General features: G+C 63.0%; 19 protein-coding genes and 5 pseudogenes. 12 read left to right on the top strand and 12 right to left on the bottom strand.

Going from position 1 to position 22,246, the window contains the following annotated elements; translation table 11 throughout:
- Positions 1 to 553: 553 nt before the first annotated feature.
- The 5 genes and pseudogenes from AB8Z38_RS28955 to AB8Z38_RS28975 form a co-directional block, all read left to right on the top strand.
- A pseudogene (locus AB8Z38_RS28955) lies at positions 554 to 1,055 on the top strand (GSU2403 family nucleotidyltransferase fold protein); the annotation flags it as partial.
- A gap of 156 nt (positions 1,056 to 1,211) precedes the next feature.
- Complete coding sequence (locus AB8Z38_RS28960; protein WP_369726633.1) at positions 1,212 to 1,532, top strand: DUF1488 domain-containing protein; 321 nt, start codon at positions 1,212 to 1,214, stop codon at positions 1,530 to 1,532.
- A gap of 96 nt (positions 1,533 to 1,628) precedes the next feature.
- Entirely contained in the window at positions 1,629 to 1,844 is a 216-nt protein-coding gene (locus AB8Z38_RS28965) for an antitoxin Xre/MbcA/ParS toxin-binding domain-containing protein (protein ID WP_369721084.1), read from the top strand.
- Positions 1,845 to 1,900: 56 nt separating this feature from the next.
- On the top strand, positions 1,901 to 2,401 hold the full coding sequence (locus AB8Z38_RS28970; RefSeq protein WP_369721085.1) for a GNAT family N-acetyltransferase: 501 nt from the start codon (positions 1,901 to 1,903) through the stop codon (positions 2,399 to 2,401).
- Between the two features lie 81 nt (positions 2,402 to 2,482).
- On the top strand, positions 2,483 to 2,689 hold the full coding sequence (locus tag AB8Z38_RS28975) for a hypothetical protein (RefSeq protein ID WP_369721086.1): 207 nt from the start codon (positions 2,483 to 2,485) through the stop codon (positions 2,687 to 2,689).
- 110 nt (positions 2,690 to 2,799) lie between these two features.
- Here AB8Z38_RS28975 and AB8Z38_RS28980 read toward each other — a convergent pair whose 3' ends face one another.
- Positions 2,800 to 3,738 carry an AEC family transporter gene (locus AB8Z38_RS28980; RefSeq protein WP_369721087.1) on the bottom strand — a complete coding sequence of 313 codons (939 nt, stop codon included), beginning with the start codon at positions 3,736 to 3,738 and terminating at the stop codon, positions 2,800 to 2,802.
- 488 nt (positions 3,739 to 4,226) lie between these two features.
- Here AB8Z38_RS28980 and AB8Z38_RS28985 point away from each other — a divergent pair, with 488 nt between their 5' ends.
- Both AB8Z38_RS28985 and AB8Z38_RS28990 read left to right on the top strand, forming a co-directional pair.
- Positions 4,227 to 4,580, top strand: a complete 354-nt coding sequence (locus tag AB8Z38_RS28985) for a hypothetical protein (RefSeq protein WP_369721088.1) — start codon at positions 4,227 to 4,229, stop codon at positions 4,578 to 4,580.
- 368 nt (positions 4,581 to 4,948) lie between these two features.
- Positions 4,949 to 5,626 (top strand): ParA family protein, encoded by a 678-nt coding sequence (locus tag AB8Z38_RS28990; RefSeq protein WP_211381568.1) that lies wholly within the window; start codon positions 4,949 to 4,951, stop codon positions 5,624 to 5,626.
- 77 nt (positions 5,627 to 5,703) lie between these two features.
- On the opposite strand, the gene AB8Z38_RS28995 is transcribed toward AB8Z38_RS28990, so the two are convergent.
- From AB8Z38_RS28995 to trxB, 5 genes and pseudogenes are all read right to left on the bottom strand, one after another.
- A complete protein-coding gene (locus tag AB8Z38_RS28995; protein WP_369721089.1) occupies positions 5,704 to 5,850 on the bottom strand; it encodes a hypothetical protein in 147 nt (48 codons plus the stop codon).
- Positions 5,851 to 5,979: 129 nt separating this feature from the next.
- Positions 5,980 to 6,129 carry a hypothetical protein gene (locus AB8Z38_RS29000; RefSeq protein ID WP_369721090.1) on the bottom strand — a complete coding sequence of 50 codons (150 nt, stop codon included), beginning with the start codon at positions 6,127 to 6,129 and terminating at the stop codon, positions 5,980 to 5,982.
- Positions 6,130 to 6,432: 303 nt separating this feature from the next.
- Positions 6,433 to 7,341, bottom strand: a complete 909-nt coding sequence (locus AB8Z38_RS29005; RefSeq protein ID WP_369721091.1) for a 4-hydroxy-tetrahydrodipicolinate synthase — start codon at positions 7,339 to 7,341, stop codon at positions 6,433 to 6,435.
- Positions 7,342 to 7,790: 449 nt separating this feature from the next.
- A complete protein-coding gene (locus AB8Z38_RS29010; RefSeq protein WP_369721092.1) occupies positions 7,791 to 8,714 on the bottom strand; it encodes a LysR family transcriptional regulator in 924 nt (307 codons plus the stop codon).
- Between the two features lie 5 nt (positions 8,715 to 8,719).
- Positions 8,720 to 9,686, bottom strand: a pseudogene (trxB, locus tag AB8Z38_RS29015) (thioredoxin-disulfide reductase).
- A gap of 267 nt (positions 9,687 to 9,953) precedes the next feature.
- Between trxB and AB8Z38_RS29020 the strand changes: the two are divergent.
- Positions 9,954 to 10,433, top strand: a complete 480-nt coding sequence (locus AB8Z38_RS29020) for an Lrp/AsnC family transcriptional regulator (RefSeq protein WP_369721093.1) — start codon at positions 9,954 to 9,956, stop codon at positions 10,431 to 10,433.
- A gap of 122 nt (positions 10,434 to 10,555) precedes the next feature.
- On the opposite strand, the pseudogene greA reads toward AB8Z38_RS29020, so the two are convergent.
- The 3 genes and pseudogenes from greA to AB8Z38_RS29035 all read right to left on the bottom strand — a co-directional run bounded on the left by greA (position 10,556) and on the right by AB8Z38_RS29035 (position 16,017).
- Positions 10,556 to 11,030 (bottom strand): annotated as a pseudogene (gene greA / locus AB8Z38_RS29025) (transcription elongation factor GreA).
- 209 nt (positions 11,031 to 11,239) lie between these two features.
- Entirely contained in the window at positions 11,240 to 14,704 is a 3,465-nt protein-coding gene (gene carB / locus AB8Z38_RS29030) for a carbamoyl-phosphate synthase large subunit (protein ID WP_369721094.1), read from the bottom strand.
- Positions 14,705 to 14,847: 143 nt separating this feature from the next.
- On the bottom strand, positions 14,848 to 16,017 hold the full coding sequence (locus tag AB8Z38_RS29035; RefSeq protein ID WP_369721095.1) for an MFS transporter: 1,170 nt from the start codon (positions 16,015 to 16,017) through the stop codon (positions 14,848 to 14,850).
- Between the two features lie 110 nt (positions 16,018 to 16,127).
- Between AB8Z38_RS29035 and AB8Z38_RS29040 the strand changes: the two are divergent.
- Positions 16,128 to 16,500: pseudogene (locus AB8Z38_RS29040) on the top strand (ArsR/SmtB family transcription factor).
- A gap of 232 nt (positions 16,501 to 16,732) precedes the next feature.
- Here AB8Z38_RS29040 and AB8Z38_RS29045 read toward each other — a convergent pair.
- Positions 16,733 to 17,434, bottom strand: coding sequence for a class I SAM-dependent methyltransferase (locus tag AB8Z38_RS29045; RefSeq protein ID WP_369721096.1), 702 nt, complete (start codon positions 17,432 to 17,434; stop codon positions 16,733 to 16,735).
- A gap of 113 nt (positions 17,435 to 17,547) precedes the next feature.
- Here AB8Z38_RS29045 and AB8Z38_RS29050 point away from each other — a divergent pair, with 113 nt between their 5' ends.
- The gene (locus AB8Z38_RS29050; protein WP_369721097.1) at positions 17,548 to 18,072 is read left to right on the top strand and encodes a Dps family protein; all 525 of its coding nucleotides are present in this window, start codon (positions 17,548 to 17,550) and stop codon (positions 18,070 to 18,072) included.
- A 113-nt stretch (positions 18,073 to 18,185) separates the two neighbouring features.
- On the opposite strand, the gene AB8Z38_RS29055 is transcribed toward AB8Z38_RS29050, so the two are convergent.
- Both AB8Z38_RS29055 and carA read right to left on the bottom strand, forming a co-directional pair.
- A complete protein-coding gene (locus tag AB8Z38_RS29055) occupies positions 18,186 to 18,713 on the bottom strand; it encodes a cupin domain-containing protein (RefSeq protein ID WP_369721098.1) in 528 nt (175 codons plus the stop codon).
- A 152-nt stretch (positions 18,714 to 18,865) separates the two neighbouring features.
- Positions 18,866 to 20,056 carry a glutamine-hydrolyzing carbamoyl-phosphate synthase small subunit gene (carA, locus tag AB8Z38_RS29060; protein WP_369721099.1) on the bottom strand — a complete coding sequence of 397 codons (1,191 nt, stop codon included), beginning with the start codon at positions 20,054 to 20,056 and terminating at the stop codon, positions 18,866 to 18,868.
- A gap of 232 nt (positions 20,057 to 20,288) precedes the next feature.
- Here carA and AB8Z38_RS29065 point away from each other — a divergent pair.
- Together AB8Z38_RS29065 and AB8Z38_RS29070 are read left to right on the top strand one after the other, a co-directional pair.
- Positions 20,289 to 20,745, top strand: a pseudogene (locus AB8Z38_RS29065) (GatB/YqeY domain-containing protein).
- A 212-nt stretch (positions 20,746 to 20,957) separates the two neighbouring features.
- Positions 20,958 to 22,100: an epoxide hydrolase family protein gene (locus tag AB8Z38_RS29070; RefSeq protein ID WP_369721100.1), complete on the top strand. Its 1,143-nt coding sequence runs from the start codon at positions 20,958 to 20,960 to the stop codon at positions 22,098 to 22,100.
- The last annotated feature ends 146 nt before the right edge of the window (positions 22,101 to 22,246 follow it).

Genomic DNA, 22,246 nt, shown 5'->3' on the forward strand with positions numbered 1-22,246 from the left:
GCCCACCCAACTGTACCAGCGCCGGCAATTATTCAGCGCCACATTCCCACCTTTCAAGGTACGGACTAGTGACCCGCCGGCCCGCGGCGGCCGCGTTATCATCGTTTCGCGGACTGCGTATAGCCACTTGAGAGCGACGGGAAACTAGTTATACTCAACTTGCAAAATGAGTATAACATCGGTTGGAAGCCATGGCGCCGCCGAAGCTGGTCCTGCAAACCACCTACGCCGAACTGTTGGAGCGCTGCACCAATGCAGCGTTTGACGATGCGTTTGCGGAAGATGGTGCGTTCATAGCCAAGACGGTGAAGGCGCGAAAGTACTGGTACTTTCAAACGGGCGCGGGTGAAGATCGGAGCCAGAGATATGTCGGCCCGGAAACCCCGAATTGCTGGACCGAATATCCCGTCACAAGCAGCATCGTGACGACATCAAGGAAAGGCGTGCGCTCGTATCGACGCTCGTGCGATCGTTCGGTTTACCGCGACCCATTCCGGACATCGGCGACGTTCTCGCTGCCTTGGCTAACGCGGGGGTCTTTCGACTCCGCGGCGTGCTGGTCGGCACCATTGCATTTCAGGCTTACCCCGCGATGCTCGGCGTGCGGCTTCCCGGTGCTCTGCTACAAACGGGCGACATTGACATTGCTCAATTCAGGAATGCCTCCGTCGCGCTTGGAGACAGCACGCCTCCGGTTCTCGAGGTCTTGAAGGGCGTCGACACGACGTTCCGAGCGGTGCCGCACGTCGTGGATGGAAGGCGTGTGACGAGCTACGCGGCAAAGGGCGGAGTGCGAGTCGATTTCCTCACCCCCAACACCGGTCCGGAGACAGGCGAGCCTCAGGCTCTGCCCGCGTTGCAAACTGGATGCGCAGCCGCTTCGCTTCCTGGATTATCTGATCCACGATCTGGAGCCGGCCGTGATACTGCACGGCGCCGGCATCGCCGTTTACGTTCCCGCGCCGGCACGCTTTGCGATCCATAAGCTCATCCTTTCACGGCGCCGGAGAGAGGGGGCGGCCAAGCGCGACAAGGACATCCAGCAGGCCGAGGCTTTATTGCGGGCACTCTCCGAGCTGAGACCGCACGATTTGAAGGAAGCCTGGGACGAAGCACGCGAGCGTGGCCCAACATGGCGCCAGCTGCTTGAAGAAGGACTGAAAGAGGTCGAGAGCGTCACCCGTGACCTGACGCTGAAGACGGTTGGTGCCGTGCGATCTCTAATTCCGAGAATAGATCTTGAATTTGACAGCGCCCCTCCACGTTACGACTTGAGCCGGGACGTCATTGCATTCGCAGCGCAAGCACTTGGTCGGCAGGTCGCCTGCGCGATTAGTCGGGAGGCGCTCGACGACCATTTTGGGACCGACGGGCTCGACAAGGAGGGCAGGGTACAGGCTTTCCTCAGAAACCGGTCGAAGATCGAGCAGATGGCGCGGGCGAAATATCTGAATGGCCCGATCGAGGAGCCCGACGCCGTGCTGGTCAAGACGTCAGACGTGCGGGGCTCGGCAGGGCCGTCTCGCCACTAAATTTGGTTTCCGAATCAGCATTCGCCTTTACGTGTGGCTCGGAATTATGGTGACAGTGCATGAAACTTCACTTGGCTAGTTGTCGGAGGCGAGCCGTTGTCTCTTGAAGACCCCGATAAAGCCGTGCGGCTGGCGCGGGTCAGCCGTCTCGCCGCAAACGTGTTCGGAGACACGGAGAAAGCGCGCCGTTGGCTGCACAAGCCCAAGAGGGCGCTGGGCGGTGAAACGCCACTGGCTTATCTCGCGACGGAAGCGGGCGCGCGGGTCGTCGAGGAGATGTTGCACCGGATCGATCACGGCATCTTTGCGTGAAGGTCTGGCCATTTCCGATAGTGTCTTTCCATAGCGATGGCCCCTGGTAGCATGACATGACCGAAGCCGTTATTCGATCTGCGGGAGAGCACGACCTGTCGGAGGTGTTGAACCTTTACCGGCACCTTCATCCGCACGACCTTCAACTCGAGGCGGCCACCGCTGAACGGGTCCGGTCGACGTTGCTTTCATCCAGTTTCATGACCGTGATCGTGGCACAAGCGGAGGAACTGATTGTATCTTCGTGCACGCTCGCGATCGTGCCTAACCTGCCGCGAGGCTGGAGATCATATGGGGCGATTGAGAATGTCGTCACCCACGCCGACTATCGTCGGCTAGGCCTCGGTCAACGGGTTCTTGCTCGTGCGCTCGATGTTGCTTGGCAGGCGGACTGCTACAAAGTCCTGTTGGTGACGGGTTCGAAGCAAGAGACTACCCTGCGGCAAACCGAGCAGATCTGCCAGCACGAACGCTGCCGCTGGCATTGCCAGCAATTTGAGCGCGCTCATCACCACGAGACTCACCAACCGTACTCATGTTTGCACAGGGTGATCTAGGTCACTGAGGCAATGAACGCTCTGAGATTAACTCCCGACTATCAGATGCCAGTCCGCAACCGCATCCAGACGGAGAGTGACATGATCTATCTTGCGAGCGAAGCCCTCACCTTAGACGACCTGGAAGCCGTGTCAGGTGGCCACATGAGTGCCGACGGAAAAACCTTCAGCGTCATACTTTGGAAGACCGCTGACACGAAGTACGGCATCAGCGTGGGCAGTGACGGGACGACATGCACGACGGTCAGCGGTCCCAACGGTCATGGCGGTTCCTGCACGCCGGCTTAGACGGGAAGCTGCTCACGCTGTCCCATGTTAGCCTCCCTGCAGTGGGCATCAGAGCAGACGAATGACCTTTGCGTGCAAACGCAAAATCCACCGGAACGATGGTGGAGCGCTCAACGCGCCACCACCATCACCACCACCGGCAACGTCACCGCCGCCAGCAGCGTGCCCAGCGCCACCGCGCCCGACACCGGGTTCACCAGCCGCTGGTACTGAACCGCAAAGATATACGCGTTGGCGCCGGTCGGCATCGCCGCGAACAGCACGATGACGCCGGCTGCGACTGGAGGCAAACCGAGCAGCTTGGCCAGCACGAACGCGGCCGCCGGCATCGCCAGCAGTTTCAGCGCGCTCATCACGACGACGCTCACCATCTCGCCCTTGACCTCGAACCGGAACAGATTGATGCCGAGCGCGATCAGCGCGGCCGGCGATCCCGCTTGCGCCAGCAGCTCGACGGTCCTGTCGACGACGGGATCGAGGCCGAGGCCCGTGAAGCGCCAGACCACGCCGAAGCCGATTCCCAGCATCAGCGGATTGCGCGCGAGGTCGGCGAGCACGGGCCGGATCACCGACAGCGCCGAGCCGCTCTGCTTGCGGCTGACCAGCTCCATTTGCAGGATGCCGCAGAGCCACAGCAGCGGCGTGTTCACCGACAGGATCAGCGCCATCGGCCCCGCCGCCTCGTTGCCCAGCGCCGAGAGCGTCAGGGGAATGCCGAGCATCACGATGTTGCCGTAGACCGAGCCGATCGCGAACACGACGCCGTCCTCGCGGTCCTCGCGCCGCTCGCGCAGCAGCGCCGAGATCGCCAGCGCCGCGATCCAGATGATCGCGAGCGCGCCGTAATAGGCGCCCCACATCCTGTAGGGGCTGACATCGGGGAATTCCGACACCACGATGGTGCGGAACAGCAACGCGGGGATCGCGATGCTGAAGGCGAATTCGGAGATGCCCTTGTGCGCGGTCTCCGAGACGAAGCGAAACAGCACCGCCGCATAGCCGGCCGCGATCAGGGCAAACACCGGCGCGACGATCAACACGGTGGCCATGCAGCCCTCTCCTGGAAGGGGATATGGACTGACCACCCCACGCACTTTCTATGCTGGCATCATGCCCCTGTTTTGCCCGACGTGTCAAAGCGAATTCGTATAATCCGTAAAACCTGTAGGATCCCCATGGACTTGGCTACTGTGCATGGGGTTGTTTTCGCGGTTTTTGCTGGACGGCCCTCGAAGCCTCGGGGCTGCTCCGATCTCACCAGGTCCGGCCAAGGGGGGTTAGTGGTGGACCGCGACGCATCCCACTCACACAGCTGTCATCCTCCGCGAAAGCGGGGGATCCAGTACGCCGCGGCTTCTCGAGAGACGTTTGGCGTCTCTGGAATACTGGGTCGCCCGGTCAAGCCGGGCGATGACAGCGGAGAAGACCGCCGCTGTTGCCGAGACCGCACAGCTCCCGGTTTTCGCATCGCGCCGCCGTTGCCAACGCAGGGCCGTTCACCCACACTCCACCCCCTGTTCGAGCTTTGGGGGGACCGATGCCGGCGTTTCGCTTTGGGAAGTCCATTCTTGCGGCCGTGTCGGGGGTTGCCCTGGCCACGCTGATCGCGCCGGGCGCCGGCTTTGCCTACACGCCGGAGCAGCAGCAGGCCTGCACGCCGGATGCGATGCGGCTGTGCGGCGAGTTCGTTCCGAACGTCGATGCCATCACCGCCTGCATGATCCAGAAGAAGGCGCAGCTCTCGCCGCAGTGCCGGCCGTTCTTCCGGCAGGGGCCGGAGCCAAGCGAGGCGGCCGCGGTCCGGGTCCGCAAGCCGACCAGCATCGCACCCAAAACCGCGAGGAAGAGCACCAAGCCCAAGGCGAAGAAGAAAAAGGTCGAAGACAGCTGAGCGCCGCCGTCGCGTTCGCGCGACGCATCAGCCCCGCGACAGCCAACGGACTCCTTTTGTTCGCCTGCTGGCGTAACTCTCTCGCGACAACGTCGAATGCTTGCGATGGAAAAGAGTCGCGCAAAGCTTTTGCCCGGCACGGTTGTGTTCCACAGTTTCCCTGCATCGCTGCTCAAAAAACGCACGATTGCCCGCGCGAGGCGCGCATCGTGACGGTTTGTGTCTGGCGTCGCGCGAAGCAGTGTGACTCAAAAGCCAACGCGGCCTGTTATTTTATGGCTGTGATGTAACTTATGATAAATTTTTCTTTCCCGAATCACCGCGGTGATTCATTTTCGCTGCCTGGGGTCAATCTGGAGGCCAGAGGTATGAACGTTATTGTTTTTGCATCGCGTAAAGGCGGCTCGGGCAAGAGTACCCTGGCCGCACATCTCGCCGCGCAGATCAAGGCAACAAAACCTATTCTGCTCGTCGATGCGGATCCGCAGGGCTCGCTCACGCTGTGGCACAAGCTGCGTGGCACCAACGAACCGCCGATCAAGGCGGCGGTGAATTCCGTCAGCGGCATCGTCTCCGCTGCCAAGCGCGACGGATATGAATGGGTGTTGATCGACACGCCGCCGAATCTCTCGGCCGTGGTCGACGACGCGATCAGGAACGCCACCATGGTGGTGATCCCGGCGCGGCCCGGCGTGTTCGACGTCAACGCCGTGCAGGAAACCATCCAGATGTGCCGTGCGGCGCGCAAGCCCTACGCGGTCGTCCTCAATGGTGCGCCGGCGCGTCGCGACGAATCCGAAAGCCCGATCGTCACCATCGCTCGCGAGGCACTGGCGAAGTTCCGGGCTCCGGTGTGGGGCGGCCAGATTACCAATCGTTCCGATTTGTTGATGGCACTCAGCCATGGCGAAGGCGCGCGTGAGTATCAGGCCGAGAGCCGGGCTGCTCAGGAAATTGCAAGGCTGTGGGCGGCGATCGAGCGTTCAGTCAAGGCTATTCGCGGCACCGCGTCGGCATCCGGCGCAATGCACAAGCAGGCGGCATAATTTTCATCAATCATTTCCCCGGACGAAAAACGCGCGGATGTCCGCGCGTTTTGCGTTTCTGGTCCGGTGGAGATGAGCTAGGCCACCATCAGCATGTAGAACACGATGACCGGAGACAGCGTCAGGATCACCGACCAGATGCCGACGGCCCAGAGAATGTCCGCGGTGCTGAAGCCCTGCTGTCCGGCGTCGAAATGCGACGCCACATCATTCTGATTATTCACGATCGCCCCCGCGATTTCTTTCGCTTATGGGCCAAGTGATACGCGAGATGTTTTAAATTCCGGATCGCAACTCCGCTCGCATTTGAAAACAGCTGTCACCCGCGGATTAACTATCCTCGCGGGCTTGCGTCAGCCTGCGAGCCAGACGCGAAACAGCAGCACCGGCATCAGGCCGAGCATCACTGCCCAGAAGCCGAACGACGACACCACCAGAATTCCCCTTAAAAGATCGGCAGGCGCGAACATGTCTGCCGCCGTCGGACGGATGCGTTGCCCCATGGTCATTCCCCCTGTGTGAAGACTTTGCAGGGCAACGATAGGCGCGATTGCGTAAACGAGGCGTGGACAGTCCATGCCGCGGCCGCGAACGCCGTTCGCGCGCGGTTAACCATGGCATGTCTTCTTCCCCTCGCCCCTTGTGGGAGAGGGTGGATCGCCGCGTAAGCGGCGAGACGGGTGAGGGGTTGTCTCCGCGAATTCATCTGCTGCAAGTGAGCACGCTGATAGAGATCCCTCATCCGGCGCTTCGCGCCACCTTCTCCCACAAGGGGAGAAGGGGCAGCAGCGTTGCGCGGGGATTGTCTAAGCCGCCACCTGCATCCGCCGTTCGATCTCGCGGTCGAGTTGGGCGGCGAGCTCGCTCGACACTTCCACCATCGGCAGGCGCACCTCGGGGCTGTCGATCAGGCCGGTTCGCCACAGCCAGTACTTCGCCGGCGCCGGGCTCGGCTCGGCAAACAGCAGGCGCGTGAGCTCGGCGACCTCCTGCCAGCGTGCCCGCGCCGCGTCGTGATTGCCGCGCTTGATCTCGGCATAGACCGCCGCGAAAGTCGCGGTCTCGATGTGGGCCGAGAGCAGGATGCCGCCGTCGGCGCCGTCCGAGAGCGCCTCGAGGTATTTGGCGTCCTCGCCGGTGAGCACGCGAAAGCCCTTGGGCCGATCACGCAGCAATGCGATCGACTGCTCGCGGCTCGCGCCGCAATCCTTCAGGCCCATGATGTTCGGATGCTCGACCAGCCGCAGCATGGTCTGGTTGGTGATGTTGACCGCGCAGCGATAGGGAATGTTGTAGAGCGCCAGCGGCCAGGCGGCGTGATCGGCGAGCGCTTCGAAATGCGCCAGCAGCCCGCGCTGAGACGGCCGTACATAATAAGGACTCGCGATGAGATAGCCGTCGATCGGCCAGTCCGCGGTCTCGTCGAGCCGGTCCTTCAGCCGCGAGGTATCGGCGCCGGAGAGGCCGAGGCAGATCGGAAGGTTGCGGCGGCCGGCCGCCATTTCGTCGCGCACGATGGCGACGAGGCGTTCGAGCTCGGCATCCCGCAGCGTCATGCCCTCGCCTGAGGTTGCCCCCAGGACGAAGCCGTCGACGGCCTCTCCGGCGTAGTGACGCGTCAGCCGCCGCAGCGACGTCTCGTCAAGACGATTGTTCCGAAACGGCGTCACCAGCGGCAGCCACAGCCCGTGCAAATGCGTTGGCAGGTCGGTCATGTTCCTTCTCCTTCTCAAAGAGAGACCTGAGACGGAGGGCACATGAAAAAACCCCGTCCAGGCGGCGGGGTTTTCGGGTTTGGCTCGCGATGACGAAGTCGAGTTAGCGCGCGCAAAAATCCGAGGTCCCCGGGTGGGGACCTTTTTTGGAAACGATTGCGCACGACTTCGTGATCATTGGCAAACGATGCGGGGTGTACGTGGAACTGTCAATACACGCGGAAGGCGAATGGCGAATTTGACAGAAAAAAAGCCGGGCTCAAGAGAGCCCGGCTTAAGGTATTGGCCACGTGAGGCCGACACAATCACCTTCCAAGAGGGATTACTGAACTCCCGCGCCACTGGAGGAGGGGGACAAATGCGCAACGCGAAGGCTCAGCGTCCAAACAGTATGAGCTTGCGAAGCGTCATGCAGCAACCGTCCAGCTCGCATGTCAGACATGCGGAAATCAGGACGGCCAGCGCTGCGCCTTGCTCACCACGAAGTCACGGAACACCTGCACGCGCGCGACCGTTTTCAATTCTTCCGGATAGACAAAATAGGTGTCGAGCTGGATCGAATCCGATTCGCCGAACAGTTGCACGAGGCGGCTCTGTTCTTCGATCAGATAATCCGGCAGCGCGGCGATGCCGAGGCCCTGCTGACAGGCGCGCACCAGGCCGAGGATGTTGTTCACCCTGAAATAGGCCTCGCGCGGACCCGAGCCGTTGCGGCCGGCTTCGACCAGCCAGTTGCGGTTCTGAAGATGCGGCGCGAAGTTGCCGTCGGAGAGCGTGATGATGCGGTGGGCGTCGAGCTCTTCCAGAGTTCGCGGCGTGCCGAAGCGCTTGATGTAGTCCGGCGAGCAATAGGCGTGGAAGCCCATCGCGAAAAGCTTGCGCTGAATGAGATCCGGCTGCGTCGGTTTACGGGTGCGGATCGCGACGTCGGCCTCGCGCATCGAGAGGTCGAGTTCCTCGTCCGTGACGATCAGCGAGATCCGGATCTCCGGATACAGCGCGGTGAACTCGCCGAGGCGCGGGATCAGCCAATTGATGCCGACGCCCGGCGTGGTGGTGATCTTGAGATCGCCGCTCGGCCGCTCGCGGCTGTCGGTCAGTTTGGCGCGCGCCGCCTGCAGCTGCATGAACACGTCATGCGCGGTGCGGAACAACAGGTCGCCCTGCTCGGTGAGGATCAGGCCGCGGGCATGGCGATGGAACAGCGAGACCGAGAGCTCCTGCTCCAGCGCCGAGACCTGGCGAGAGACTGCCGATTGCGACAGGCCGAGTTGCTCGCCGGCATGCGTGAAGCTGCCCGCTTCCGCCGCCGCGTGAAACACCTTCAGCTTGTCCCAATCCATATCCGTAAATCCGTCGCGTGTTCGGGGCATGATCTTTATTCCGCTGCCGCGCGCTCGCTGGCGCGCAGGGCCAAGAAACGTTCGGCTTCGAGGGCTGCCATGCAGCCGAGGCCGGCGGCCGTTACGGCCTGGCGGTAGGTCTCGTCGGCGACATCGCCGGCGGCGAACAGGCCGGGCACCGAGGTCGCGGTCGAGTTCGGGGCGACCTCGACATAGCCCGACGGTTTGAGCTTGACTTGGTCCTTCACCAACTCGGTCGCGGGCGCGTGCCCGATGGCGATGAAGACGCCGTCAGTCTTCAGCTCGGTGAGCGAGCCGGTCTTGACGTTCTTCAGGCGGACATGGGTGACCTTGTTTGGGTTCTCGGTGCCGCAGATCTCGTCGATAGCTGACTCCCAGACCACCTTGATCTTCGGGTGCTTGAACAGACGCTCCTGCAGGATGCGCTCGGCGCGGAAGTGATCGCGACGATGCACGATGGTGACCTGCGAGGCATGGTTGGTCAGGAACAGGGCTTCCTCGACCGCGGTATTGCCGCCGCCGACCACGATCACTTCCTTGCCGCGATAGAAGAAGCCGTCGCAGGTGGCGCAGGCCGACCACGCCGCCGCCCTGGAATTTCGCTTCAGACGGCAGCCCGAGCCAGCGCGCCTGAGCGCCGGTGGCAAGGATCACGGTTTCGGCGAGATAGACGTCGCCGCTATCGCAAGTGAGGCGGAACGGCCGCTGCGAGGTGTCGAGCTTGATCACCAGATCGGTCTTGATCTGGGTGCCGACGTGCAGCGCCTGCTTCTCCATCTGTTCCATCAGCCAGGGGCCCTGGATCACGTCGGCGAAGCCCGGATAGTTCTCGACGTCGGTTGTGATGGTGAGCTGGCCGCCCGGCTGGATGCCCTGGATCAGGATCGGCTCGAGCATCGCCCGCGCAGCGTAGATCGCCGCCGTGTAGCCGGCGGGGCCGGAGCCAATGATGACGACCTTTGCATGGACAGGGGCGGACATTTTAGCGGACGCCTTTCACGGGGGATTTGCAGCGCGGGCGCGGAAGGTGCCGGGAGGCCTCGCGGAGGCGCTGAAATATCAGTGAGCTAATCTAAGCCTTCTGGTGAGCCATGCAAGAATTGCATTCCCATTCGGCGGATTTTTCCAACAAGGAACAAAAGTCGATTGCGCTGCACGCGCAATAAAATTGCTCATCCGGCGCAGACTGGGTATGAGGATTGCGACAAACCCACCCGATGCCGCCGGAAGGCCAGGAGTTCCAATCACGTGTCGCGGAACCTAGACGAGATCGACTTCAAAATTCTCGCCGAGATCCAGGCCGACGGCCGAATCACCAATGTCGAGCTGGCCAAGCGCGTCGGGATTTCGCCCCCGCCATGCCTGCGCCGCGTCCGGGCGCTGGAGGAGGAGGGCTACATCAACGGCTATCGCGGTCTCCTGGACGCGCGGAAGCTCGGCTTCGACGTCACGGTGTTCGCCGCCGTGCATCTCTCCAGCCAGGCCGAGGCTGACTTGCGCGCTTTCGAGGAGTTCGTTCGCGCCGAGCCGCTGGTGCGGGAATGCTGGATGTTGTCGGGCGAGGTCGATTTCATCCTGAAATGCGTCGCGCCCGACATGGCGACCTTCCAGGATTTTGTCACGCACCTGACCGCAGCGCCGCATGTACGCAACGTGCGGACGTCGCTCGTGCTGCATAACTCGAAGTATGAAGCGGCCGTGCCGCTCGATGTGAAGGGGCGAAGATAGCTCGCTGTGTTCTCCCTCTCTCCCCGCTGTCATGGGACGAGGTGAAGGCAGCAACGCGCAGCAACAAAAAGGCCGCGCCAAGCGCGGCCTTTTTTCATGTCGGCACGTACGGCGGCAAGTCCTTACCGCCACTCCACCTTGGTGATCTCGTAGGCCTTGGCCCCGCCGGGTGCGTTGACCTCGACGGTTGAACCTTTCTTCTTGCCGATCAGCGCGCGCGCGAGCGGGGAGGTGATGGAGATGCGGCCCTTCTTGGCGTCGGCCTCGACCTCGCCAACGATCTGCCACACGGCCTTCTTTTTCGGTGTCCTCGTCGACCAGCGTCACGGTGGCGCCGAACTTGATAGTGTCGCCGGAGAGCTTCGAAATGTCGATGATGTCGGCGCGCGCGAGCTTGTCCTCGAGCTCGGCGATGCGGCCCTCATTGTGCGACTGTTCTTCCTTGGCGGCGTGATATTCCGCGTTCTCCGACAGGTCGCCGTGCGAGCGCGCCTCGGCGATATGCTCGATGATGCGCGGACGGTCCTCCGACTGGCGCTTCTTCAATTCTTCCCCGAGCGCGGCAAAGCCGCCCGCAGTCATCGGAACCTTTTCCATCTTCTCTCTCGTCCTTCGATCGTGCGCCCCAATTGGAGAGGCGCCCGCAACCTTGATTCGTCGGCCTTCCAGAGCCCAGACAGGGGCCGCCGGAGATTGACAGATAGGGGCTTGGCAACGGAACAGAACCGCCACACGACCGGTCAGTTCCTCCGGCCATTATGGCTTCATCGCCAATCGTTTAGCGGAGGCTATGCCGCCGCTAATGATCAGGTGTCCGAAAAATAGCTCTGCAGGGTACGAACCTCAAGGTCCCCGCCCAGATAGGCCCGGATGCCCTGCGCGGCCGCTACGGCCCCGGAAAGAGTGGTGTAATACGGCACTTTATGCAAGAGGGCCGCGCGCCGCAGCGAGCGGCTGTCGGCGAGCGCCTGCGGGCCCTCGGTGGTGTTGAAGACGAGCTGGACGTCGCCGTTGGTAATAGCATCGACGATATGCGGCCGCCCCTCCAGCACCTTGTTCACCTTCTCGGTCGGGATCCCCTGGTCAGTCAGGTAGCGCGCCGTTCCCGATGTCGCCAGCACCTTGAAGCCGAGCGAGTGCAACTCGCGAACGGCGTCGGCGATGCGGGTTTTGTCGCTCTCGCGCACAGAGACGAACACGGTGCCCTTGCGTGGCACACGGGTGCCGCCGCCGAGCTGGCTCTTGGCGAACGCCACCGCGAAGGAGCGGTCGATGCCCATGACCTCGCCGGTCGAGCGCATCTCGGGCCCGAGCACGGTGTCGACACCGGGGAAGCGGGCGAACGGAAACACCGATTCCTTGACCCCGACATGCTTGAAGTCGGCCTTCTTCAGCTTGAAGTCGGCAAGCTTCTCGCCCGCCATGATGCGGGCGGCAATCTTTGCGACCGGCGTGCCGACAACCTTGGCGACGAACGGCACCGTGCGCGAGGCGCGCGGATTGACTTCCAGCACATAGATGTCGCCGTCCTTGATCGCGTATTGCACGTTCATTAGGCCGACGACGTCGAGGCCGAGCGCCAGCTCGCGTGTCTGCCGCTCCAGCTCCTGGATCATCTTGGCATCGAGCGAGTGCGGCGGCAGCGAGCAGGCGGAGTCACCTGAATGAATGCCGGCTTCCTCGATGTGCTCCATGATCCCGACGATGAAGGTGTCCTTGCCGTCGCAGAGGCAGTCGACGTCGATTTCGGTCGCGTCGGACAGGTAGCGGTCGAACAGCAGCGGGTTCTTGCCGAGCACGGTGTTGATCTGCCCGGTCTTGTCGTTCGGGTAGCGCGCCTTGACGTCGGCGGGCACCAGTTCCGGCAGCGTGCCGAGCAGATAGTCGCTGAGCTGGTTGTCCTCGCGGATGATCTGCATGGCGCGGCCGCCGAGCACATAGGACGGGCGCACCACCAGGGGCAGGCCGAGATCGGTCGCCACCAGGCGGGCCTGCTCGACGGAATAGGCAATGCCGTTCTTCGGCTGCTTCAGGCGGAGCTTGTCGAGCACGCGCTTGAAGCGGTCGCGGTCCTCGGCGAGATCAATCGCGTCGGGCGAGGTGCCGAGGATCGGTACTTCGGCGGCTTCCAACGCCCGCGCCAGCTTCAGCGGGGTCTGGCCGCCGAACTGTACGATGACGCCGTGCAGCGTGCCGTTGGTGCGCTCCTTCGCAATGATCTCGAGCACGTCCTCCGCGGTGAGCGGCTCGAAATAGAGCCGGTCGGCGGTGTCGTAGTCGGTCGACACGGTTTCCGGGTTGCAATTGACCATGATGGATTCGTAGCCGGCGTCATGCAGCGCGAAGCAGGCATGACAGCAGCAATAATCGAACTCGATGCCCTGGCCGATGCGGTTCGGTCCGCCGCCGAGAATGATGACCTTCTTCTTGTCCGACGGCGTGCTCTCGTCCGCCGGTACGCCCGCGAACGGCGCCTCGTAAGTCGAATACATGTAGGCGGTCGGCGAGGCGAATTCGGCCGCGCAGGTGTCGATGCGCTTGTAGACGGGTCGGATGCCGAGCGCGTGGCGCTTCGCCGTTACCTCGGCTTCCGTCGTCGCCACGAGCACGGCCAGCCGCGCGTCCGAGAAACCCATGGCCTTGAGCGTGCGCATGCCGAAGGCGTTGCCGGGCAGGCCATTCTTGCGGACCTTGTCTTCCAAGTCGACGATGCCACGCATCTCACTGAGGAACCACGGATCGATCTTGCAGGAATTGAAGATCTCTTCGTTCGACCAGCCGAGCCGCATCGCCTGGGCGACCTGCAGGATGCGGTTCGGGGTCGGCGTGCCGAGCGCGGCGCGGATCGCGTTCTTGTCGTCGTCGCGGCCGAGGCCTTCGATCTCGATTTCGTCGAGACCGGTGAGGCCGGTCTCGAGCCCGCGCAACGCCTTCTGAAGACTTTCCTGGAACGTACGGCCGATCGCCATCACTTCACCGACCGACTTCATCGATGTCGTCAGCGTGGTGGAAGCGCCGGGGAATTTCTCGAACGCGAAGCGCGGCACCTTGGTGACGACGTAGTCGATGGTCGGCTCGAATGAGGCCGGCGTCGCGCCGCCGGTGATGTCGTTGGCGATTTCGTCGAGCGTGTAGCCGACCGCGAGCTTGGCCGCGACTTTGGCGATCGGGAAGCCGGTGGCCTTGGAGGCCAGCGCGGACGAGCGCGACACCCGCGGGTTCATCTCGATGACGACCATGCGGCCGTCGTCGGGATTGACGCCGAACTGCACGTTGGAGCCGCCGGTCTCCACGCCGATCTCGCGCAGCACCGCCAGCGAGGCGTCGCGCATGATCTGGTATTCCTTGTCGGTCAAGGTCAGTGCCGGCGCCACCGTGATGGAATCGCCGGTGTGCACGCCCATCGGATCGAGGTTTTCGATCGAGCAGACGATGATGCAATTGTCCTTCTTGTCGCGCACCACCTCCATCTCGAACTCTTTCCAGCCGAGCACGGATTCTTCGATCAGCACTTCGTTGGTCGGAGACGCGTCGAGGCCGCGCTCGATGATGTCAAGGAATTCTTCCTTGTTGTACGCAATGCCGCCGCCGGTGCCGCCCATCGTGAAGGAGGGGCGGATGATCGCGGGCAGGCCGATCTCGGAGAGCGCCATCAGCGCCTGACCGAGCGCATATTCCTGGTAGCGCTTGCGGCGGTCGCCTTCACCGAGCGTCCATTGCCGCTCGAGCTCTTCGAGTGCCGCACCAGAGGCCTTCGCGCGTTCGGCCTGGTACTTGTCGCGGAAGGATTTCTTCAGCTCGGAGGCGTTGGCGAGCCGCGACTTCGGCGTCTCGAGCCCGATCTTGGTCATGGCCTCGCGGAACAGCTGGCGGTCCTCGGCCTTGTCGATGGCGTCGGCGGTGGCGCCGATCATCTCGACATCGAACTTCTCCAGCGTGCCTTGCCGGCGCAGCGACAGCGCGCAGTTCAGCGCGGTCTGTCCGCCCATGGTCGGCAGCAGCGCGAAGCCGCCGGGAATGACGTGGCGTTCCTTCTCGATGATCTTGGCGACGATTTCCGGCGTGATCGGCTCGATATAGGTCGCATCGGCCAATTCCGGGTCGGTCATGATGGTGGCCGGATTGGAGTTGACGAGGACGATGCGGTAGCCCTCTTCCTTCAGCGTCTTCACCGCTTGCGTGCCCGAATAGTCGAACTCGCAAGCCTGGCCGATCACGATGGGACCGGCGCCGATGATCAGAATGGTGGTGATGTCTGTACGTTTGGGCATCAACTCTCGCCGAAGTGGAATTTGGGCACAAAAAAAGGGCGCGCTACCGCGCGTCCCCTGTGGTCGAGAGCGCGGTGGTCTCCCTCGCGCGCGGGTGGGTCTTAGACCAGTTTCCGGGGCGGCGAAACCCCGAAAAATGCCCATCAACCGGCAATTTTGATCGCTTTCGGCCGCGCCTGCCAGCCACGGGCGAGGTGCACCAGAAGCGAGGCCGTCACGCTCAGTCCGCCGACCCAGCCGAGATCGGCTGGGCTCCAGCCCGCAAGCACGGCGCCGCCCAAGGCTCCTCCGATCGCAAAGCCGAGATACATGGCGGAGGCGTTGAGAGAGAGCGCGATCATCGAGGCCTGCGGGTCGATCCGGATGATGCTGGCGACCTGAGCCGGATAGAACGCCCAGCCCGAGAGGCCCTGGAGGAAAATCGGGCCGAGGATCGCATAATGCGCCTGGCCCGGCAGGAATTTCAGCACCAGCGAATGCAGGAAGAGCGCGCTGGCCATGCCGGTCAGGCCGAGCGCCGCGGTGACGATCGCGCCGAGCCGGTCGGCCAACACGCCGCCGAGCATATTTCCGATCGCGGCAGCCGCACCGAAAACCAGCAGCGCCAAGCTGATCTGCGCGGCGTCGAAACCCAACGCGTGCAGCGGGACGGCGAAATAGGTGAATATGGTGAAACCGCCGAGTGCCCATAGAATCGTGATGAGGAGCGCGATCAGGACGTTGCCGTGACGCGCCACGGCGAGCCGTTCGGCGAGCGAGGACGTGCTTTTGGGCAGGCCTCGGGGCAGCCCAAACAGCAGCCCCGCCAGCGCGATTGCGCCGAGCAGCGCGACCATGGCGAAGGTCGCGCGCCAGCCGAACAGGCTGCCGATCCAATTGCCGAAGGGAACACCGACGACGGTCGCGACCGTGAGGCCGGACGTGACCAGCGCCACGGCGCGGCCCCGGCGTTCAGGGGAGGTGACGGCCACGGAGACGCCGAGCGCCGTTGGCATGCACAGGCCTGCCCCGAGTGCCATCAACATCCGCGACGCCAGCAGCAGTGCAAATCCGGACGCCATGACCGCCAGCAGATTGCCGGCGATGAAGGTCGACAGAGCGAGTGTCAGCACGGTGCGGCGGTCGATGTTGTTGAGGGTCACCGCGAGGACCGGCGAGCCCACGGCATAGGTGAGCGCGTAGACGCTGACCAGCTGCCCGGCAGTGGGAACCGAAATCTGCAGGTCCGCCGCGATCGTCGGCAACATGCCGGCAATGACAAAGGCTTCCGTTCCGATCGCAAATGCGGCCACCGCCAGCCAGAACACGCTCATGATCCGCCATTCCTATGTTCAATGATTATTGAACTATTGGGTGGCAAGCTTCCGAAGTCAACTGGTTCAAGAACTATTGAACATGCGGGGCACACTCTTATAATCGCGGTATGAGCCGAACGCCTCCCCCACCCCACCCGTGAGCAGATCGAACTGCCGATGGTTCTGGATTGCCTGAGCGATCCGATCCGCCTGGCGATCGTGTACCGGCTCGCCCAGCAGGAACGTGTCAGCATCGAATTGCGCTGCGGCGACTTCAACGCGCTCAGCGGCAAGTCCAACCTCGCCTACCACTTCGCCAAGCTGCGCGAATGCGGGCTGATGCAGACCCGCGTCGTCGGCACCAGCCGCCTGATGCGGCTCCGCCGCGAGGATCTGGACGCGCGCTTTCCTGGTCTGCTCGATGCCGTCATCAACTCAGCGAACAGGGATGCCGACCGGCTTCAGCTTCTATCCGAGTGCGATGTGGTTGAGGCAGAGTAGGGCTCGCCGAATAGCGCCCGACTGCACCCTTGGGGCTTCGTCGAGGCAGCCTTCGCTACGATACGGCTCGCCCAGCCGAAGCTCGCGGAGCCAGCGAAGGCTGGAGACCCGGCCTGGACTTGAACCAGGATAAAGAGCGATGCACTGCTCTCGCGTGGACACTTCCGCCACCGGGCCGCGGAGAGCATTACCGATTGGGGGTGCGACAAGCCACCTCAGCCAGTCGTTAAGCTTAACGGACCAGCGACGGCCTCGCGATGAAGGTCATGCGCCAGGGGTTGTGGCCGATATTGGTGTTGGCGCGTTGCGCCGCGAAGCCCGCCGCCTTCAGCTTGGCGGTGATTTCATCCTCGCTGTAGCGTTGAAGCCCGATGCGCGAGCGCAAATGGCGGTAGTCCGACAGCGCGGTGCTGATCAGCCCGACCAAGGCATCCTTCAAGAAGCCGTGACGCAGGCCGAAGCTGAGCAGCGCCGCCACGTCGCGGCCCATGCCGACGCTGGGCTGGAGGATGTCGCCGAGCACCAACTTGCCGGACGGCGTCAACAAGCGCCGGATGTTCCGGAGCGCGGCATCGAGTTCGTCCGCCGTCATGTATTGCGCGACCGAGTTCATGATGACGAGGTCGATGGACTGGTCGTGCATCGTGCGAACGTCATCGAGCGAGCGGACGCGGATGTTTGTATTGGGGGCAAATCGCGCGATCAGCCGGCCGCGCACGCCGGGCGCGGGCTCGGCCAGGATCAGCTTGCCGCAGGCCGCTGCCACCTGGCCAGCCGACAGCGCCTCGCCGCAGGCATAGTCCAGCACGGTCGCCTCGGGCGAGGTGATGTAGCCGATGATGTCCCGCGCGATGATCTGGAAGTGCAAATCGCGATGCAGCTTGCTCACATAGATCGTATGCGTCGAGTCGTAGTAATCGATCCAATCGTCCATGATGTCCGAGGGCCCCGGCCTAGCGGTTCCGGCGAAGGAACCGGCGCCGCCCGCTTGCGTTAGGGCTGCGACGGCGCGCCGTCAATGTCCGCGTCCTAACAGGAAGGTCCCCCGTGAGCAAAGCCCCCAATAAGGTCTCCTCCGATCTCGATACTCCCACCGATCTGCCGCCCCAGGCGGTCAAAAAGGTTTCCGAGGCGCTTAACGTGCTTCTGGCCGACGCGTTCGCGCTGTACCTGAAGACCAAGAACTTCCACTGGCACATCAGCGGTCGGCATTTCCGCGATTATCATCTGCTGCTCGATCAGCAATCGGATCAGATTTTTGCCACCACCGACCAGCTCGCCGAGCGCGTCCGCAAGATCGGCGGCACCACGCTGAGGTCGATCGGCCAGGTCGCCAAGCTCCAGACCATCAAGGACAACAACGAGGACTACGTCCCGCCGCGCGAGATGCTGCGCGAGCTGATGCAGGACAACAAGCATGTCGCCGCGGCGATGCGCAAAGCGCACGAGGTCTGCGACGATGCCGACGACGTCGCCAGCGCCAGCATTCTTGAAACCTTCATCGACGAGACCGAGCGCCGCACCTGGTTCCTGTTCGAAGCCACCCGCCAGGAAGGCGCCAACGAGTCGTAAGGCACGCTGCATAGGGTGAGCAAAGGCGCGCTCTTCGCGCGCCGTGCCCACCATCTATCCGCACAGGTCGATTGGTGGGCACGCTCGCCTTTGCCCATCCTACGGCACCGCCCTTATGGTTGGCGCCACAACCGCATCATCGGCCCATCCTTGCCCGTCACCGGATCGGCCGGCGGCAGCGTGACCTTGGGAATCGTCTTCAGCGCCTTGGCATGGTTCTCCGGCGTCGGCCGCGTGACCTCCATCTTCGCGCCCGGCGGATAGGCGCCGATCACGCAAAAATCCTCGCTCGCCTTGATGCATTGATGTCCGGTGCCGGCGGGAAGGATGGCGACGTCGCCGGCCTTGATCTCCAGCTCCTGGCCGTTGTCGCCGCCGAAGCGCACGCGGGCGCTGCCACGCGCGACGCCGAGAACTTCGTGCACCGTCGCGTGATAGTGCAGATAATCGAAAATGCCGTTGCGCCACGTGCCGCCCCAGCCATTGGCGCTGAACAGGCTTTCGATGGTCTCTTCCGGATGCTTGGCGTCGAGCTTCACTGCGCCCTGATAAACGAGGAAGGGGAGCATGTTGTTCGGCACGAGCCCGTCATCCTCGAACACGATGGCGAGCGGCTCGGCATTGTCGCGGACGATGGACATGATGGGCTCCTGCGGCAGAGTGGCAGGAATCAACGAGCGTCGTGAGACGACGTTCCCTCCTCAGTCCGAGGCGACGCGCAGCGCGGAAGACAAAAAAGCCCGGGACCAGGCCCGGGCTTGATATCGTGAAGGCGGTTCAGAAAGAGAGCCGCTCACGCGCTCTTCTTCTGCCGCATCAAATCCGCAAATCGCTGGAAGAGATAATGGGAGTCGCGCGGGCCGGGCGATGCCTCAGGATGATACTGCACCGAGAACACCGGCCTGCCGTCGAGCTGGATGCCGCAATTGGAGCCGTCGAACAGCGAGATGTGGGTCTGCGTTGCGCCCTTCGGCAGCGTCTTCTCGTCCACGGCAAAGCCGTGGTTCATCGAGGTGATCTCGACCTTGCCGGTTGTCTCATCCTTCACGGGATGGTTGGCGCCGTGATGGCCCTGATGCATCTTCATGGTCTTGGCGCCGACGGCGAGGCCGAGCATCTGGTGACCGAGGCAAATGCCGAACATCGGCGTGCCCGACTTGATCACGTTCTGGATCACCGGCACCGCATACTTGCCGGTCGCGGCCGGATCGCCCGGACCGTTGGACAGGAACACACCGTCCGGCTTCATCGCCAGAATGTCCTCGGCCGAGGTCGTTGCCGGCACCACTGTCACCCGGCAGCCGACGCCGGCCAGCAGGCGCAGGATGTTGCGCTTGATGCCGTAGTCGATCGCGACCACGTTGAACTCTGGCTTGTCCTGCCGGCTGAAACCCTTGTCCCACAGCCAGGGAGTTTCGTCCCAGGTGAAGCGCTGGCCGGAGGTGACCATCGGCACCAGGTCCATGCCCTCGAGGCCCGGCCACTCGCGCGCTTCTTCCTTGAGGCCATGCAGGTCGAACTCGCCGTCTTTGGCGTGCGCGATCACGGCGTTGGGCATGCCCTTGGAGCGGATCAGCGCGGTCAGCGCACGGGTGTCGATGCCGGAGAGGCCGATGATGCCGCGCGCCTTGAGCCAGGCGTCGAGATGCTTGGTCGCGCGATAGTTCGAAGGATCGGTGATGGCGGTGCGCAGGATCACGCCGCGCGCGCCGGGCGTCGCGGCCATGTTCACCGTCTCGATGTCTTCCTCGTTGGTGCCGACATTGCCGATATGCGGGAAGGTGAAGGTGATCAGCTGCCCTGCATAGGAGGGATCGGTCAAAATCTCCTCGTAGCCGGTCATCGCGGTGTTGAAGCAGACTTCACCGACGGCATGGCCTTCGGCGCCGAGACCGAAGCCTTCGAGCACCGTGCCATCGGCGAGCACGAGGAGCGCGGTCGGTTTGTGGTCCGGCCAGGCGAGATCGTTGTCATGTTGTGTCATGAGCCCGGTTCATAGTCCCGGCGGGCGCCGCCGTCAAAGCGGAGACGGGCGGATTCACATGCGTTTTTGCATATTTGACGGCCTCCTCAGGCAGTTAAAGCTGGAATAGGTAATTTTCGCGCAGTTTCGGCGCCCGGATCGGAAACAATGAACCGCGGCCCGACAGGGCCGGTATGGCCTCTTTGCCGCAAACGGCTTAGATCAGGCGGAATGGATTGAGAGGATCACGGCCATGTTGCGCGACGACATCAACAATGCGGTTAAGGAGGCCATGAAGGCCAAGGAGGAGCGCAAGCTCTCCACGCTGCGCATGGTCAACTCGACCATCAAGAACGCCGACATCGAGGCGCGCGGGAACGGCAAGCCCCCGCTCAGCGATGCCGACCTGCTGGCCGTGCTCCAGAAGATGATCAAGCAGCGCCGAGGAATCGGTCGAGCTCTACGACAAGGGCGGTCGCGCCGAGCTCGCCGCGCAGGAGCGCGAGGAGATCGCGGTGATCTCCGCGTATTTGCCGAAGCAGATGTCGGACGATGACGTGAAGAAGGCGATTTCCGAGATCATTGCCGAAACCGGCGCCGCCGGTATGAAGGACATGGGCAAGGTGATCGCGGCGTTGAAGGCGAAATACGCCGGGCAAATGGATTTTGGCAAAGCCAGTGGGTTGGTGAAGGCTGCGCTGACGGGTTAGCTCTTTCCCTCTCCCCTTGTGGGAGAGGGTGCCTCGCGAAGCGAGGCGGGTGAGGGGGTCTCTCCGCGAGTGCCCCTCTCGCATTTCGACTCGCGGAAGCGACCCCTCATCCGGCGCTTCGCGCCACCTTCTCCCACAAGGGGAAAAGGCGCACCTTTGTTGCTGCTGCAATCCGGTCTAGTTTCTCCCGACAGAAAAATCGGGAGGCAATGATGACCGGCGCCATAAAACCGTTTCGCATCGCCGTCAGCGACGACGTCCTCATAGACCTCAAGTCGCGTCTCGCGCGTACGCGCTGGCCGGAGGCGGAGCTGGTCGACGACTGGAGCCAGGGCGCGCCGCTGAAGTGGATCCAGGAGATCTGCGGCTACTGGGCGAACGAGTACGATTGGCGGGCGCGTGAGGCCAAGCTCAACCGCTTTGAGCAGTTCACGACCGAGATCGACGGGCTCGACATCCACTTCCTGCACGTCCGGTCGAAAGAACCGTCCGCGCTGCCGCTCATCATCACCCATGGCTGGCCCGGCTCGATCGTCGAATTCCAGAAGGTGATCGCCCCGCTGGTCGATCCGGCCGCGCATGGCGGCGATCCCGCGGATGCCTTTCACGTCATCTGCCCCTCATTGCCGGGCTTCGGCTTCTCCTCCAAACCCGAGACCACCGGCTGGGGCGTCGATCGCATCGCCGCGGCCTGGGCGAGGCTGATGGATCGGCTGGGCTATGCGCGCTATGGCGCGCAAGGCGGCGATTGGGGCTCGGCGGTGACGACCTCGCTTGGCATGCAGGACCGTGAGCATTGCGCCGGCATCCACATTACGCTCGCCTTCAATGCAGCGCCGAAGGTCGAGGGCGCGCCCACCGCGGAAGAGAAGCGTGCACTCGCCGGCCTCAAGCACTATGTCGATGTCGACTCCGGCTATTCCAAGCAGCAGTCGACGCGTCCGCAGACGCTCGGCTATGCACTGACGGACTCGCCGAGCGGACAGGCGGCCTGGATCCTGGAAAAGTTCTGGGCCTGGACCGATTGCGACGGCCATCCCGAGAACATCCTTGGCAAGGACGAACTGCTCGACAATGTCATGCTTTACTGGGTGACCGAGACGGCAACTTCGTCGGCGCGGCTCTATTGGGAGAGCTTTGGCAAGCGCCGCACGACCCCGGTGGTGAAGGTGCCGACCGGTGTCGCCGTGTTCCCCAAAGAGATCATCACGCCGGTACGCCGCTGGATGGAGCCGAACTTCCCCAACATCACGCATTGGAGCGAGATCGAAAAGGGCGGGCACTTCGCCGCATTCGAGCAGCCGGAATTGTTCGTGCGGGATGTGAGAAGGTTCTTCGCGACAGTGCGCCGTTAGGGACGAATTTGGTTGGGTGCGCGAGACCTTCGGGATCTCTCGCGAGAATTCGCGCCTCGCGGTATTGTTAGACCGCTCGCTCTGGTGCCGGCTTCGCTTCACGCGTGCAACCTCCCCACGCGCGCGCTAACATCATCGCTAAACTA

The organism is Bradyrhizobium sp. LLZ17, assembly GCF_041200145.1.
Classification (GTDB): domain Bacteria; phylum Pseudomonadota; class Alphaproteobacteria; order Rhizobiales; family Xanthobacteraceae; genus Bradyrhizobium.